General features: G+C 36.1%; 18 protein-coding genes. 6 read left to right on the forward strand and 12 right to left on the reverse strand.

Annotated features, from left to right (window positions below; genetic code table 11):
• Positions 1-58 precede the first annotated feature (58 nt).
• From KYI10_09545 to KYI10_09565, 5 genes are all read right to left on the reverse strand, one after another.
• Positions 59-274 (reverse strand): helix-turn-helix transcriptional regulator, encoded by a 216-nt coding sequence (locus KYI10_09545; GenBank protein QYA32574.1) that lies wholly within the window; start codon positions 272-274, stop codon positions 59-61.
• 11 nt (positions 275-285) lie between these two features.
• Positions 286-924, reverse strand: coding sequence for a DUF2975 domain-containing protein (locus tag KYI10_09550; protein ID QYA32575.1), 639 nt, complete (start codon positions 922-924; stop codon positions 286-288).
• A 143-nt stretch (positions 925-1067) separates the two neighbouring features.
• Complete coding sequence (locus KYI10_09555) at positions 1068-1571, reverse strand: DUF805 domain-containing protein (GenBank protein QYA32576.1); 504 nt, start codon at positions 1569-1571, stop codon at positions 1068-1070.
• Positions 1561-2535 carry a hypothetical protein gene (locus KYI10_09560; GenBank protein ID QYA32577.1) on the reverse strand — a complete coding sequence of 325 codons (975 nt, stop codon included), beginning with the start codon at positions 2533-2535 and terminating at the stop codon, positions 1561-1563. The genes KYI10_09555 and KYI10_09560 overlap by 11 nt, the downstream gene beginning before the upstream one ends.
• A gap of 118 nt (positions 2536-2653) precedes the next feature.
• Complete coding sequence (locus KYI10_09565; GenBank protein QYA32578.1) at positions 2654-4372, reverse strand: ABC transporter ATP-binding protein; 1719 nt, start codon at positions 4370-4372, stop codon at positions 2654-2656.
• A 138-nt stretch (positions 4373-4510) separates the two neighbouring features.
• On the opposite strand from KYI10_09565, the gene KYI10_09570 reads away from it, so the two are divergent.
• Positions 4511-5074: an STM3941 family protein gene (locus tag KYI10_09570; protein ID QYA32579.1), complete on the forward strand. Its 564-nt coding sequence runs from the start codon at positions 4511-4513 to the stop codon at positions 5072-5074.
• A gap of 32 nt (positions 5075-5106) precedes the next feature.
• Positions 5107-5943, forward strand: a complete 837-nt coding sequence (locus KYI10_09575) for a hypothetical protein (GenBank protein ID QYA32580.1) — start codon at positions 5107-5109, stop codon at positions 5941-5943.
• A 69-nt stretch (positions 5944-6012) separates the two neighbouring features.
• Here KYI10_09575 and KYI10_09580 read toward each other — a convergent pair whose 3' ends face one another.
• Positions 6013-6435, reverse strand: a complete 423-nt coding sequence (locus KYI10_09580) for a hypothetical protein (protein QYA32581.1) — start codon at positions 6433-6435, stop codon at positions 6013-6015.
• A gap of 35 nt (positions 6436-6470) precedes the next feature.
• Positions 6471-7004, reverse strand: coding sequence for a hypothetical protein (locus KYI10_09585; GenBank protein QYA32582.1), 534 nt, complete (start codon positions 7002-7004; stop codon positions 6471-6473).
• A 105-nt stretch (positions 7005-7109) separates the two neighbouring features.
• Here KYI10_09585 and KYI10_09590 point away from each other — a divergent pair, with 105 nt between their 5' ends.
• Positions 7110-7868: a GNAT family N-acetyltransferase gene (locus KYI10_09590; protein QYA32583.1), complete on the forward strand. Its 759-nt coding sequence runs from the start codon at positions 7110-7112 to the stop codon at positions 7866-7868.
• A 62-nt stretch (positions 7869-7930) separates the two neighbouring features.
• Here the strand turns inward: KYI10_09590 and KYI10_09595 are convergent, their stop codons facing one another.
• Both KYI10_09595 and KYI10_09600 read right to left on the reverse strand, forming a co-directional pair.
• Positions 7931-8290, reverse strand: coding sequence for a hypothetical protein (locus tag KYI10_09595; protein QYA32584.1), 360 nt, complete (start codon positions 8288-8290; stop codon positions 7931-7933).
• 389 nt (positions 8291-8679) lie between these two features.
• Positions 8680-9849 (reverse strand): DUF5780 domain-containing protein, encoded by a 1170-nt coding sequence (locus tag KYI10_09600; protein QYA32585.1) that lies wholly within the window; start codon positions 9847-9849, stop codon positions 8680-8682.
• Positions 9850-10428: 579 nt separating this feature from the next.
• On the opposite strand from KYI10_09600, the gene KYI10_09605 reads away from it, so the two are divergent.
• Genes KYI10_09605 through KYI10_09615 form a run of 3 tightly spaced genes read left to right on the forward strand, consistent with a single transcriptional unit; the run spans position 10429 to position 12351 of the window.
• A complete protein-coding gene (locus KYI10_09605; protein ID QYA32586.1) occupies positions 10429-10653 on the forward strand; it encodes a hypothetical protein in 225 nt (74 codons plus the stop codon).
• A 14-nt stretch (positions 10654-10667) separates the two neighbouring features.
• Entirely contained in the window at positions 10668-11333 is a 666-nt protein-coding gene (locus KYI10_09610; GenBank protein QYA32587.1) for a response regulator transcription factor, read from the forward strand.
• Entirely contained in the window at positions 11323-12351 is a 1029-nt protein-coding gene (locus tag KYI10_09615) for a HAMP domain-containing sensor histidine kinase (protein ID QYA32588.1), read from the forward strand. Before KYI10_09610 ends, KYI10_09615 begins: the two co-directional genes overlap by 11 nt.
• Positions 12352-12361: 10 nt before the next feature.
• Here the strand turns inward: KYI10_09615 and KYI10_09620 are convergent, their stop codons facing one another.
• The 3 genes from KYI10_09620 to KYI10_09630 are packed head-to-tail and all read right to left on the reverse strand — an operon-like array spanning position 12362 to position 14921.
• Positions 12362-13252, reverse strand: a complete 891-nt coding sequence (locus KYI10_09620; protein ID QYA32589.1) for a HAMP domain-containing sensor histidine kinase — start codon at positions 13250-13252, stop codon at positions 12362-12364.
• 14 nt (positions 13253-13266) lie between these two features.
• On the reverse strand, positions 13267-14016 hold the full coding sequence (locus KYI10_09625; GenBank protein ID QYA32590.1) for an ABC transporter permease: 750 nt from the start codon (positions 14014-14016) through the stop codon (positions 13267-13269).
• Complete coding sequence (locus KYI10_09630; protein ID QYA32591.1) at positions 14013-14921, reverse strand: ABC transporter ATP-binding protein; 909 nt, start codon at positions 14919-14921, stop codon at positions 14013-14015. Before KYI10_09630 ends, KYI10_09625 begins: the two co-directional genes overlap by 4 nt.
• Between the last annotated feature and the right edge of the window lie 31 nt (positions 14922-14952).

A 14952-nucleotide genomic window follows, 5' to 3' on the forward strand; every position in this document is an offset into this window, starting at 1 on the left:
GCTAATCCCAACAAAAAGACTACACCACAAGCTCGCTTGCGATATAGTCTTTTATAAATTATTTACCTGAATCATTTTCCACATACTCAAACAAATCTCCCGGTTGACAATCTAGCGCTTTACATATAGCTTCAAGCGTAGAGAAACGCACGGCTTTCACCTTTCCGGTCTTTAAGTTCGATAGATTTGCAACGCTCACATCTACCATCTCGGATAGTTCATTTAACTTCACTTTACGATCTGCCATCACTCTATCCAATCTCACTATTATCATATCGTCACTTCCTAAACTGTTGCATCATATTCACCTTGAAGGTAGGCCCCGTATCTGAACGCTCTTCCGATAAACCAGATTGTCACTGCAATTAATATAACATTCCAATCTAAATTAAATAAATTATAACTCACTTTATTGATGACATCTGTATCTATTAAATAATGAGATAAGTTCAGTGATTTATCAATAAATACACTGATCAGTGTAACCATCATTTTATATGAATGCCCTACGAATATAAACAGTATCGCGATTGTCTCAATAAATTTGCCATTACGATTACTAAATACTTCATTCTTACTAAACGCATGGATTAATTTTCTTGCAAACCACATCATCAATAAGAATATAACAGCATTTAATATTGCAATAATCAATAAACTAATCAGAAGGCCTTTATTAACTGCGAGTTGCTCTCCTATAAAACTTTTAGTGAACTCATAATCCACACCGCCAATACTCAGCATTATTTTGGAGTTATCTGCTTGTAGGAACTTGTTTAAAGTTTCTTCTGATAAAGTAGAAATAAGTATCGTGAGTCCAGCTAAGACAACAGTTCCTATGGCTGCCAGCACGATACCAATGAGATAAATGATATCCATCACCTTTAACAATCCTTTAAAACGACCCACACTATTTTCATTCATAATCGACACCTCTTACTTCTATTTTTGTTCACTTACATATTACCATTACTATTTATGAAATTCAATAATTATTTATCGTTTATCAATAAATAATATACTATTAACATAAAAAACACCCAACTGCATGGAGTTGGGTGCATCTTCTACATGCGTTTCGGGTCTTTGCCATACTTATTATCGCCTTCATTACCTTTAATGAAATTGATGATAAATAAGAACAATCCTCCAAGAACTGTGAATAGCGTAATTAATATAATTGGTAATGATATTGTATCTAAGTTTACCGGAAACGTGCCTGTCATTTGTTCTGTGATAAAACTTAAGATTGCTGATAATACTGTGATGACGATTGCAATTTTACCGCTCATATTAATATCATGTAATCGGCGGCTTGCCTGTGCCATCGTTGGTATAGTAGTGATATATGGAAATATCGTACCTGCTACAAATCCGTAATGATCCATCACATGATAACGTCCGCCAGTCATTATCTCAAGCAACAAGACTACGATTGTAAGAATCAATCCAATAATGATGTTCGCAAGTATATTCAGCCAGACTTCTCTGCGGCGTGCGCGTCCTGTGAATGTGAATCCTTTCGTCCAGAATGCTATAAATGCATCTTTAATCGACATATTATTTTCCATAATCTTCACCTCTTACTTCTACACCAATGTACATATGGCCATCTTTCAACTGTTTCTTATATTGCTTCAGTTTGTCTACATCATGCTGGAAGTGAAGTTTATAAGTTATCCCTTCCACCGCTTCTTCTGTGTGAGTATCAACCACTGTATCTGCTATAAATGTAAAGCGTTCATACTGACCTGCATAATATTGTTGCTCTTTCAGACGTACAGGTATGACGGTATATTCATTAAATGCATCTACTTTATTCTGATAGATATGGAAGTTCATATTCTTAGATTTAATTACGCCGACTGCCTTACCGAATACTTCCTGCGTAGCAGCACTTACTGCTGCCTCTTCTGTATCGAATGCTTTCATCGGTTCATTCATACCAACCTTATTGTTCGCTTTATTGAGCCATATACCCTTTTCGTTCATCTGAATAACGCCATCTTTCAGCTCTGTTGCTACAGTAACCCCTTCTGATTCATCGTCATTTGTCATGATGCGATCTTCAAGTTTTGTCGCTTTACTGAATGCACCTGACTGAAAATGATGCACTCCAGCCTTACTCTTGATATCCCATGTTTTTTGTTCGAACTTTCCATTTACACTGACCAGATTAAATTCATTCTCTGGAAATGTCAGTTCCGTCGTGTCCTTTGAGATGTTTTCGATAAATCCGGTATATAAGTATTGTGAACGTTTATAATCTCCGTCCATCATCTTCCATGAATAATAATGACCGTTCGGCAGTTTGAAAGTGCGATCTGCGTGATTTGCTTTGACGCTAAATTTCTCACCCATTGCATCACTCATTGCACTTGACGCCTCTTCATAATCTAAATATTGTCCACTATATAACCCTGATTCCACTTCTAGATCTGTGAGGTCGTTACCTAACACATAATCTTTCGTATCCCTTATCGCGCCAATTGCTAAGAACACAATAAATAAACCGAGCAATATTTTCTTCATCATCCATCCCACACTTCATTTGTATTTTCTTCCATTATTTACATGATACTTCTAAATAGGATTAAGTGTCAATTTAATCTTTATTATCAAAAAAACCGACGAATGATTCGTCGGTTCTTGCTTAAGACATGACTTGTGCATATTGTGCCTGCTGTAATCGATAATATTTACCTTGCTGTGCGATGAGGTCGTCGTGACTGCCACTTTCAACGATGCGCCCATTCTCTATAAAAAGAATTCGGTCCACATCTCTTATCGTTGACAGACGGTGGGCAATCGTCAGTGTTGTACGCCCTTCTGATAAGCGTTTAAATGCTGCCTGTATACGATTCTCTGTTTCAACGTCAAGCGCACTTGTCGCCTCATCCAGTATAATAATCGGCGGGTTCTTCAAGAACATACGCGCAATAGAAACACGCTGCTTCTGCCCCCCTGATAACTTCGTACCGCGTTCTCCTACAATCGTGTTTATACCCTCTGGCAACGTATCAACAAACGCTTTCAGCTGGGCTTGTTCTACTGCCCACATAATCTCCTCATCTGTCGCTTCCAAATTCCCATACGCGATATTCTCTTTTAATGTGCCGCTAAAGAGAAATACATCTTGCTGCACGATACCAATCTGTTTACGCAGAGATGCTAACGTATAGTCCTTTATATTCTGTCCATTCATAGTAATCTTGCCGTGCGATGGATCATAGAACCTCGGCAGCAATGAACAGATTGTCGTCTTGCCGCCACCACTCGGTCCGACAAGTGCGATATGTTCCCCGCGCTGAATTGAAAACGATAGATCGTCAAGAATCGTCTGTTCGCCGTACTTGAACGTCACATGGTCATAGACAATCTCTTCCGGTACTTGTTCGAAGCTTACGGCATGAGCGCTATCCTTAACAGCAGGTTCTGTCGCCATAATCTCCTTGAAGTTGCTAAATCCAGCAATACCTTTCGGGAAGAGTTCGATGATCAGGTTAATCGACTGTAACGGCTTGAATAATATATCCGTAATCATAATAAATGCAACGAACTCTCCATAGCTCATCATATTCTGTAGTACGAAGTAACAGCCTAATATCAATACAATGATCAATGTAAACTTCTGTGAGATATAACCAATCGATGTGTTCCACGACATGTAGTTATACGCCTTTAATTTCGTACGTCTAAAGTCTTCATTCGTCTCTTTAAAACGTTCGTTCTCATAACGTTCATTCGTGAATGCCTGTACTAGACGAATGCCACCGATTGTCTCACTGATGACATCGTTGAACGCAGATACATTGCCAAACAATCTGCGGAACTGCGTCGTCATCTTACGGTTAAAGTATAACGTTAAAGCGAAGATGAGCGGTACGATACAAAACGTGATTAACGCAAGCTTTACATCAATCGTGAGCATAATAATCAGCGCACCAATGACCGTCATCACGGCAACGAACACCTCTTCAGGACCGTGATGCGCAAGTTCACCGATATCCATCAGATCATTCGTCAGCCGACCCATGAGCTTTCCTGTCTTATTACGGTCAAAGAATCCGAAGTTCAGACGCTGCATATGCTGATACAGTTCATTCCGGATATCACGTTCAATATTTGTCCCGAGCTTATGCCCCCAGTAAGTCACGATAAATTTAAGGATCGTGACAAACCCGAACACTAAAAACAAGCCGACCGCACCAAGCACGATATTCGGCCAGTCTTTCGACGGTAACAGCTTATCAATAAACAAACTCGTCATTAATGGAAAGATGAGCTCCAGTACGCCGACAAATACCGCTGAACCAAAATCCAGCATAAACAAACCCTTATACGGCTTGTAGTATTCAAAGAATGATTTCATATGAGTTACCTCTACCCTTTAATATAATATGTATATTTTAACATAGGACAGACAGGTATTTGATATAGATGTCCTTTTAAGTTTTATTTGCAAATATTAGGGTATAATAATACACAAATATAGGAAAGGGTGCAGAACATGGATGAATTAATTGTCAGAAAAAGTATCGTAAAACAAGCTTTTGTAACCTTTATGTCCCTCGGCCTTACTGCACTAGGCGCTTTTTTTCTATACATAGGAATCGAATATAATACATTGTTCGCCATTTTATTTGGTATTTTCATTTTATTAATATTCGGTTTCTTTACTTTCCATCATATTAAATTACTTATTGATGGCCATGACCTCGTGATACTGAACAACAAAGGTTTCTATGATTATTCCAGTGCAATCTCAACGAAAGATCAGCTCATTAAATGGACAGATGTCAGAGACATTGCATTGACAACTATGGGCGGGAAATTATTCGTGTCGATTGAAGTTGAAAATTTTCATGAATTGCTTAAAAGTCAAAACGCGATGTCAAAAAAAGCGATGCGTCTGAATAATAAGATTGGATACAAAGATATCAATATTACGACGCAAAATGCAAAAGGTATGGACGCAAATGACCTGGCGATTATAATGCAGGACTATCATGCAAAGTATGGTAATGCGATTAACTACGAAGCTGGCGAACTTAAACACCTAAAAGACTTATAATATATACATATTAATGTTCGAAAGGATGCGCTATGACAAATACATCACGAAATAAACTTATTATTATATGCTTCAGCTTAATCGTTCTGATTACTCTATTCATTATCATCACGAATAAAAAGACGCATGTTGTAACCCACAAAGCAAATAATCCTGAACACTTCACTACGAGTGATGGTACGCAGATTAACTATCTTATCTACCCTGCAAAACACGCAAAAGGAACGTTGCTCTGGCTACATGGTGACGGGGCAGCAGAATTTTATGAACCTGATACAAAGTATTATCTGGAAGGACCACATGGTATAAAACAGGCAGCTGCAGCACATCAATTAACGCTCATTGTACCTAAGACGCCAAGTAAGGACAAGACTTGGTGGACAAACGGGGAGCAGAATAATGAATATCTCGTCGAGCTTATTCGCACATTACCAGATCACGACAACTTATGGATCGGGTCATTCTCGGGAGGTTCTGAAGAAGTGGCATACTGGTTGCTTCATGATTTGAAGAAAGCAGGTGTGCAACGCGGTGGTGCCGTATTATTTGGTGGTGGAGGCTCACCGAAGTCTGAAGGTATTACAGATACATTACCCAAAAGTGACGTCATCCAGGAATCATTCCCATTAACATGGATTGCAGGAGAACATGATGACGGTACTGACAAATACGCGAAAGGCTTTAATACATTAAAGAAAAGTAAGGAAAGTGAGGCTTTCTATCGAAGTCAGGGATGGGATACAAAACGTATCGTGCTAGAAGGTTATGGTCATTTAATTTCTAACGATGATGAAGGGTTATACGGTAAATATTTAAACGATGTTTTAAATGGTAAGCGTGATGAGATTAAGTCATTACCCAAGAAATAAAAGGCTTAATACAAATAAACTGCACCCTGAAAGTTCGGTTTAAAATCTAACTTTCGGGGTGCAGTTTATTCACTTCAACATGGCTTTCTCTTTTATTTCTTTTATCTCTTGTCTATCAACAATATGCCTCATGTTCGTACCTACTGCTGCACCGAAAATAGCAACCGTAAAACCGAACAACCCTGATGTATCCATATCATTCATCTTGTAATACATATGCAATAACAAAGAGATAATCAACATTACTGCCAGAACTGTATATTCATACTTCTTCTGTGCTACACGTTGCTCTAACCCTGCCAGTCGATCTGTATGAAGTAACTGTCTGAGCCTTGTTTCGTGAGGAATGATAAAGAATGGTCCAATTAAAACTACTATAAGAAAAGTAAATATAAACGGTTCCTGCTGCACGCCACTATCAATCAATAACCATAATAACATCACTACAATGGTTCCATAGATAAGATAATTTAGCCATAGTTTCTTCGTCATATCATGACATCCTTTCTATATGTTTTAATATAACTTCACTGTTCCAACTTTTCGATATCCTCAAAATCATAGTCTTCATACAATTTGTCGCGGTCGGTCGGTTTATTTTTATTGTTCGCAAACCACGGTATTAAAATGATGAGTAATATGCCGACGGTACTCGTACTATGCATAATAACGTTAGAATAATAACTATACGCATAGATTATAGGTAAACCTATGAATCCAAGTAATAAATACACAGCTGGTGACTTCCTTAGAAATCTGAATCGTTTTATCTCTGTAGATAAAGATGATAAATACAGTAAGGAGAATAATCCTATGAAAAAACTAAATCGCTTGAACTGATCCAAGCCTTCACGACGTGCTGCTTCTTCCATCGAATAATCGTCATAGGGGTAGCTAAAATCTTGGAATATGTAGATAAAAAATAAGACAATCATAACAAGCGAAAGAATAAACGGGATAGTCATCAGCTTCTTATACAGATGAAACGGCAGTTCCCCTTTAAAGTTAAATAAATTCTTTATAAAATATTGAAACGTTCTCTTGAAATCCGTTTTATCCATGTAGCACCTCTCTTATCATATTAATACCATTTTAATACAATTACTGTAAAATATATAGTATATATAAAATCATGTATAATAAAGAATAAAGAGCGAGGTAATAACATGCTATCATTTAAAGAGACACATAATAGTGCGGACATATTAGAAGAAAACGCTCGTTATATTCACTACCATACGCCGAGCCAGTTGATTAAGTATTACGCAAACTACTTCGAATATAAAGAGATGCCGACGCTAGAATTATTTAAAGAAGATCTATCGTATCAGCGTGATTTTCATATGAAATATCATCAACAGCATCTATTATTCATCTTTCCTGACAACGAATTGATTCCGGAATCAATTGTCGCTTATGCGAAATCACATGGTTGTAACCTAGAGATGATGGAATTGTATGAGCTAAAGCATCCGAAGCAGTTAAGACGTAACGATGAGGTCATTTGCGAGGTAGTTACACAGGACGGACCAATATTCGATGACTTCCTAAAGGTCTGTGCTACAGGAGAAATCGAGTACGGAGAAGACTTTGTAAAGCTGAAAGACGAGACACATAGACGTGATTTGTTAAAGCATAACATACTACAGATTGTCGCATACATAGACAATATGCCTGCAGGTAAGATAGAAGCGATTATAGAAGACAAGACGGTAGAAATCGATGACTTCTACGTGATTGAAACGTATCGTAAACGTGGTATCGGGAGTCGTCTGCAAGAAGCGGTATATAACTTGGCACATGGCAAGCAAGTATTCCTTATTGCAGATGGAAACGATACCGCACGCGATATGTATCAGCGACAAGGTTATGAAAAAATAGCTGAACGCTATGAACTGTTGCTGGCGCCGCATTCAAATGATTAAAATTGATTCAGTAAAACTTGAAATCATATACTACGTAAAAAGACGCAGTCCTCTGCGTCTTATTACTTCTCAATTTGTATCAGCCTTCTGAACGTACTATATACTAATACTCCCGTCACTAGAACCATGACACCTTCAAAGAATAATAAGAACCACGATGCATGGTATTTAATCATAAAACTAAATAATACAACAGCGTAAACAAATATCAATAATCTATATACAAACACTCGGACACTTCGAGAAGATTTATCTATTAAATCAGGATAAAATGCTAATGCCAGCATCGGCACTGATAAGCTATAGAAGCCACCTAATGAATCAGCGATATTGTCACTCATTATCTCTGTATAAATGTTATAGATAGTTGATAGAACGAACATCATAAAAAAGAAAATTAATAAACCTGAACGCAAATTCATGGAGCTCCACCTTTCTGCTATAGACCAAATATTAATGTACCGAAAAATATCACTAACCCGGTACTGGAAGCAACAAGAATATTTAATAAAAGAATAAATGCTCTTAGCTATCCTTTTTCTATCATGAAACCGAAGAATGTGCCAACTATCCCAATAATAGGTGTGAGGAATATGAGTGTATTCTGATTATCGTTATTATAGAAGAACACGTGTTTCACTTCATCCTAAAAGATCATGGTTAAGTTAAAATAAGCTTAAAGCGTTAAAGTCGTACTCATACCAACACCTCACTGTGTCAGTGAGGTTTTTTATTTTCTCAATTATTTTTTATAGATTGACTTTATTCGTAAAATCAAAAATAGTAGTCTCTGAAGACTGTGATTTCCATTCTACTCCACTGTATCTTCTTCAACACTCGTTTCACTATCATATGTTTCCTCTGATGGCTCTTCTGGTTCTTCTTCACTTGATTCTTCTTCAATCGTCTCGTCTTCGATTGTTTCTTCTTCAATCGATTCTTCAATTGATTCTTCCGTCACAGGTTCATCCGTGTCCTCTTCTTCACTCTCAGTATCATAATCTTCTTCCGTGTCAGTCCATTCTTCTGTATCACTTTCTGAACTGTCGACATCTTCCTCCTCATAGTCTTCAAAGTCGTAGTCGTCGAAATTGTAGTCACTCGGATCTGTTTCTTCTACTTCGTAATAACCATAAATGTCATCTATCCCGTACAGCGCTTCATAGGCATCAAGGTATGCAATGAATCCCATAAGTCTAAGGTATGCTAAGTATGCTTCTAATTCTTCTTTAGAGATTTTGCTTTTTTCTTCAATGTTCTTACTGATCTCATCAAGCTTCTTCTGGTCTAAATCTTCCGGTAAAGTCGCTGTTTCAGACTTTTCTGGTTGTTTCGTCTTTCCGTTTCGATAGAACACGTACTTCTTACCATCTTTAATATCTTTCAATCGTTTACCTTCATATACTTTCATAAATTCATCTAAACTTGGATTATCCCATTTCTTCCCTTCAAAGTCTGTATAGCTGACGACTACCGGTTTAAAGGTATCGATCCCAAGGTTCGCTTTAATCTCAAACCCGTGTGCTTTCCCGAACTCACCTTTCGCAGGAATATTTACAGCATCTCCGTTCACACCACGTAAGTAGCTCTTTCCGAAATCAATACTTCCTTTAATCTTAATTGGTAATCCGTTCTTGTCCCACGCTACAAAACCATACTGTATATCACGAATATCCTTATTCGTATTATTTTTAACAAGCGCTTGTAACATATCAGGGTATAGAGCTTTCAAGTCATCATGCTGCACCACATACTTTGCATCAAACGCATAAACATCCTGCTTCTTGAGCGCTTCTTCTAATTTACTAGCAGCTGATTTTTCTTCCTTCTTTGTTTCACTTGTTTTAGATTTCTGTTCATTTACTTTCTCACTCTTAAATACTTCTCGCTCGCCTTTTACATATGGAATTGAAATTATCCCAAGGATTCCTAACAATGCGATAGCGATGACTACTGTCATAATTCTCTTAAAACTAAACATTATCCATTCCCCTTTTATTTTATTTAATTAATATTATAAAATAATGGTCATTTGTATGGAATATTAATTCAAGGAAAATATTTCAATTATTAAAATAAACACCCCTAAAGCTGAATTTTAATGTTCAACTTTAGGGGGGGCACTATATTTTCTTATGGATTTATTTCCTCATTTTATTAACTTCATCAACTATTTCCATGTGCTATTTAAAGTGTGTATATATTTTTTCTAAATTTAATATATCATCACTCTCCTTTAATGTATTTGTCCAATATCCAATTCAGTGCGTTCAGTTTCTGTATACTTTCGCAATTCGCTGTCTTATTAAATTGATTTAACGCTAACAAATATTCAGGATATTCACTCTCAATAGATTCTAGTTGACCTAGCTCAATAAAAAATATCAAAGTTCCACTTCAATTTTAAACATTGCGGATATCTCTTAATAATATATGATTTTCCGTTTCAATATATTTTAAAAAAATTTAACTTTTTTTATTTCAATTGCGATTTTTATATGAAATTCATAATTTATTCAGATTTGGATTATATATTGTTATCATAAAGGAGGAGATATTAATGGAAAATAATATTGGAGTAGGGTTTATTATCATTGCAATGCTTTGTTTAGGTGCAGCAATAGTTATCGCGTTCGTTTATATCTTTAATTTTATCATTGCATTACTCAATGAAGTTAAACCTAAAGATAGGACTAAAAATAATAAAAAGTATCTACCAGTTCTTTTATTGTTCTTAGGATATATCGTGTTTTATGGAATCGGATTTGTATTGATTAATAAGTAGCGAGGGATAGTGAAATGAAAGGGTTTAATGTGCTAATCATAGAAGATGATACAATAATACTTCATAGTTTAAAGAGGCTTTTAGAATCAAAAGGTTTAAATATATTCATTAATCAAACCGGAGAAAATGTTATTCAACAACTGGTTGATATGCATTTAATCATAATGGATATTATGCTCCCTTATGATAATGGGCTTTCAATTACGCAAGACATTCGGAAGTTCTCTAATATCCCTATTATCTTCATGTCTGCCAGAAATGATATTGACACAAAACTGCAAGGTTTGAGTAACGGTGAAGATTACATCACTAAACCCTTTCATCCACTAGAACTTATAGCTAGAGTTCAAAATTTATTAGATAAACATTATATTGACGATGTTACTACATTCCATAATTTTAAAATAGATACTGTTAATCACATTATATATGACGCATCAGATGAGGTTATTAAATTAACCAAAACTGAACATAAGCTTTTCTTTTATTTATTCAGTAATTTGAACACTGTACTAACGAAAGAGCAGTTATTTGACTATATTTGGTTTGATGAAGATAAATTCGATAATCTATTAAATACATATATTAAGAGACTACGTTCGAAACTACAGGATCATGATGCTAAAATAATTAAAACAATTTACGGAATTGGCTATAGGATGGTGTCACATGAAGAATAAAAGTCTTATTCGCAAATATTACTTCGTTATGTCTGTATGTATTGTGCTTATTCCTATCAGCTTTATCTTACTTAACTATATGTTCCTGTTTATACACACCACATTGTTTTCAATGCTAAATGTAGATAAAAAGTTTAGCAGTTCATTTTTATATGTAAACTTTTATTTATTTTATTTTTTATTACTTTTCATTTTTGTTATTATTGGTGCTAAATTCTTCAAAAATACAATCAAAAGAATCACCGCGCTGGATAATACACTTGAAGAAATTATTTACAAAGATATTTATCCAAATAAAATTGAAGTATCAAAGAATAGCCAGGATGAAATCAACTTACTCGCTCAAACTATCAATAAATTAATTGATCGCTTAAGACATAAAGAAATGCTGCTTGATACAAATTTAAAAACAAAAAACGAACATATCCAGCAACTATCGCACGATATTAATACACCTTTGACAGCTATTACACTTGAACTTTATGAACTTGCAGACGACTATCACATCCCTGATGAAAAAATAGAGCATATATACTCTAGGATCAATTACACAAGTCAGCTTGTTAAAAAGGTGAGCGAGGCTACAGAAGTAGATTTACAGAACCAATATTTATTTCTGGATGATATAAATATTAGCCAGCTTTTAAATAAATCTTTAGATAAATGGCAATACTTACTTGAGAAAAAACAAATCACAATAATGACAAATATTGTTCAGAATATTATCTGGAATGGAGACCCGCTTTTATATGAGCGTTTATTTGATAATATCCTTTCAAATATTACTCATCATTCTAAAACAGGTGAAATTTCAATTAAATTGAATAACTCTCAGCTCATTATCGAAGATTATGGTGTTGGATTTACTGTTAACAGTAATCCTCCTCAAAAATCAGGTAGCGGTATTATCAATAGTATCTGTGAACGGATGAATTTAGGGTTAATTATTACGTCTTCTAAACAAGGTACAAAGTATGTGATTAATTTAAAAAACAAGTCAGAAGTATCATACTCCTGACTTGTTTTAATTAATTTTCAAACATGAGCTGCATCTTAAATACTTGTTCATCCACTTCAATATGTGCAGTGCCGTCCTGCAGTTCCATCAATTTCTTCACGATGTATAGTCCTAGTCCGTTATGCGTCCCTTGTCTGCTCGAATCTCCCATTACAGAACGTTCGAATAGTGTTGCTGGGTTGGTTACTTTCTCTTTCGTATCATTTTCAATCGTTACAATCAGCTTGTCTCCAGATTGCTCATAGTGTATGTGGATGTAGCGTTCTGCAAATCTGAGCGCATTAACAATAACATTGTTAATAATACGGAGGGTTGCTTGCTTATCAATATAGATTTCGTGCGTTGTTTCTGTAATTTGTATGTCGAGGTCTTTATGTTCGATTTCTCTGAAGTAGAGCAGCAGGACATCATTGATAATACTGTTAATCGCTATATATTCACGCTCTAATTGAATACTTTCAGATTCTATTAACGACACATCATAGAATGTATTGATACGTTCTATCAGATCATCTATTTTACGTTCCATTATCGTTAAGTAATGCGTACGCTCCGCTTCTGTCATTGTCTCTTTCTGTATCACTTCCATATATCCACGAAGTGATGTCAGTGGTGTTCTAAGGTCATGTGACACGTTCGCCCACTCTTCTTTTTGAGCCTGCAGATCCTTCTGATAGTGTACACGTTCTGATATTTGTTTATCAATCAGTCCGTTAATACCATCTGTTACGTCGTTCACTCTTTTCAAATGCGTCTCCGTGCGGATGCGTTCGTTTGTGTGTGCTCGATGACTCACTTCTGTTAACTGCCGTGCAATACGCTTCAGGTCATAATGGTACATCGCATTCAGTACTACAGATGCGATACATACAAGCGTTATAATAATGAATGCGATACCCATATTTCTCCTCTTTTCTAGAAGTCTTCTTTTTTAAATAGTCGATAGCCAATGAATAAGCTCAAACTTGTGATAATGAGACTGGATATCCAGAAGTCTGCACTTAATTCTACATTATGATTCATAAATTCTGACAGCACTTTATCACTCAGCACTTTTGGTGTGAGGTTGTAGAATACGTCAAAAGCTTTATTTATCTTAGTGAGAATATAAGCTACTGTAGATGTGCCAAGCAGGATGAATATAAATGATACAATTGCTGTTGTTTCTCTTCGAATCACCATATTAAGTGCATGTACGAGACTAAATGCGCCGAGTATTATCGGTGAGAAGTTAATGAGTGAGAGCAGGAACTCCTCTACTGCAGACGTATCTTTCGGAAAGAACAGCTGTCCACACGTCAGCAGCACAATAGTACCTAGTATACATAGGATGGTAAATGCGATAAGCGCTACTAAATATTTACTGAAGTAGATCGTTGCTCTAGAAATCCCATAAGATATACTTTGTTTTAATACACGCTTACTCTCTTTATTCGTCAGGAATGAATTGATTACTGCACCTATCATCACAATGAAAAGCCACATTCCAAACACATTGTTATAATAGAAATCCGCTCTATAGTATGGAAAGTACTTCCCATTATGTCCAAAATAGTAAAGTGTCAGTGCAGCAAGTATCAGCAGCGTAATACAGAGTGCATAAGTGATGTAGATGCCTTTTGTCTTAAGTAACTTGTACGCCTCACTTCTCATATAGTTCATCATGGCGTCACCTCTAAGCTTAGGAAGTAATCTTCCAGACTATTGGTCTCGGTCATGATTTCTTTCACATCGATATCATGCTGCATCAATATTCTGTTAATCTGTGCTGCATCTTCTACATGATTATCCAGTTTTAACGTATTATCCGGCAATACTGTATACTTTAAGTCCGCGAAGCTTTCTTCTAATACACGTGCTGCGCGTGATGGATGATCGACAATTAATTTCAGTGATTTACGGTTTCTGTTATGTAATTCTTCTCTCGAGATATCCTCAATAACCTGACCTTTATCGATAAAGAGAAAACGCGTTGCGACGAGTTGTAATTCTGACAAGATATGACTTGATATTAGAATCGTGATATCTTGTTCTTTATTTAACTTGAGCAGTAATTTACGAATATCTGAAATCCCTTCAGCATCTAACCCATTTGTCGGTTCATCGAGTACAAGATAGTCTGGGCCTGCCATTAACGTAAGTGCCAAGCCAAGCCTTTGTTTCATTCCCATTGAATATTCCTTAAAGCGTGTTGCAGGATATTTTGAGAGATCCACGGCTTCAATCACGCGTTTAACCGCATCCTTACTGCTAATACCGCGTTGTAATCTAAAGTAATTCAAATTCTCATAAGCTGTAAGATCTGCAAAGAATTCAGGACTTTCAATCATAAATCCCATACGTTTACGCGCACGATTCGACTCTGCTGCTGCATAATCGAAGAAAGCCATTTCTCCACCAGTTGGCTGTAATTGTCCTGCCAGCAGTTTGAAGAAAGTCGATTTTCCTGCACCGTTCTTACCGATAATCGCACAGATTTCACCTTTGAATAACTGGAAATCCACTGGTTTTAAGCCTTTATTCGTTTTAAACGTCTTCTCGAGCTGATGTGTTCTGATGATGGATTCCATAATACCCTCCTTAAAGATTAATTAATATCAT

Origin of the sequence: Macrococcus sp. 19Msa1099 (assembly GCA_019357535.2) — a bacterium.
GTDB lineage: Bacteria > Bacillota > Bacilli > Staphylococcales > Staphylococcaceae > Macrococcoides > Macrococcoides psychrotolerans.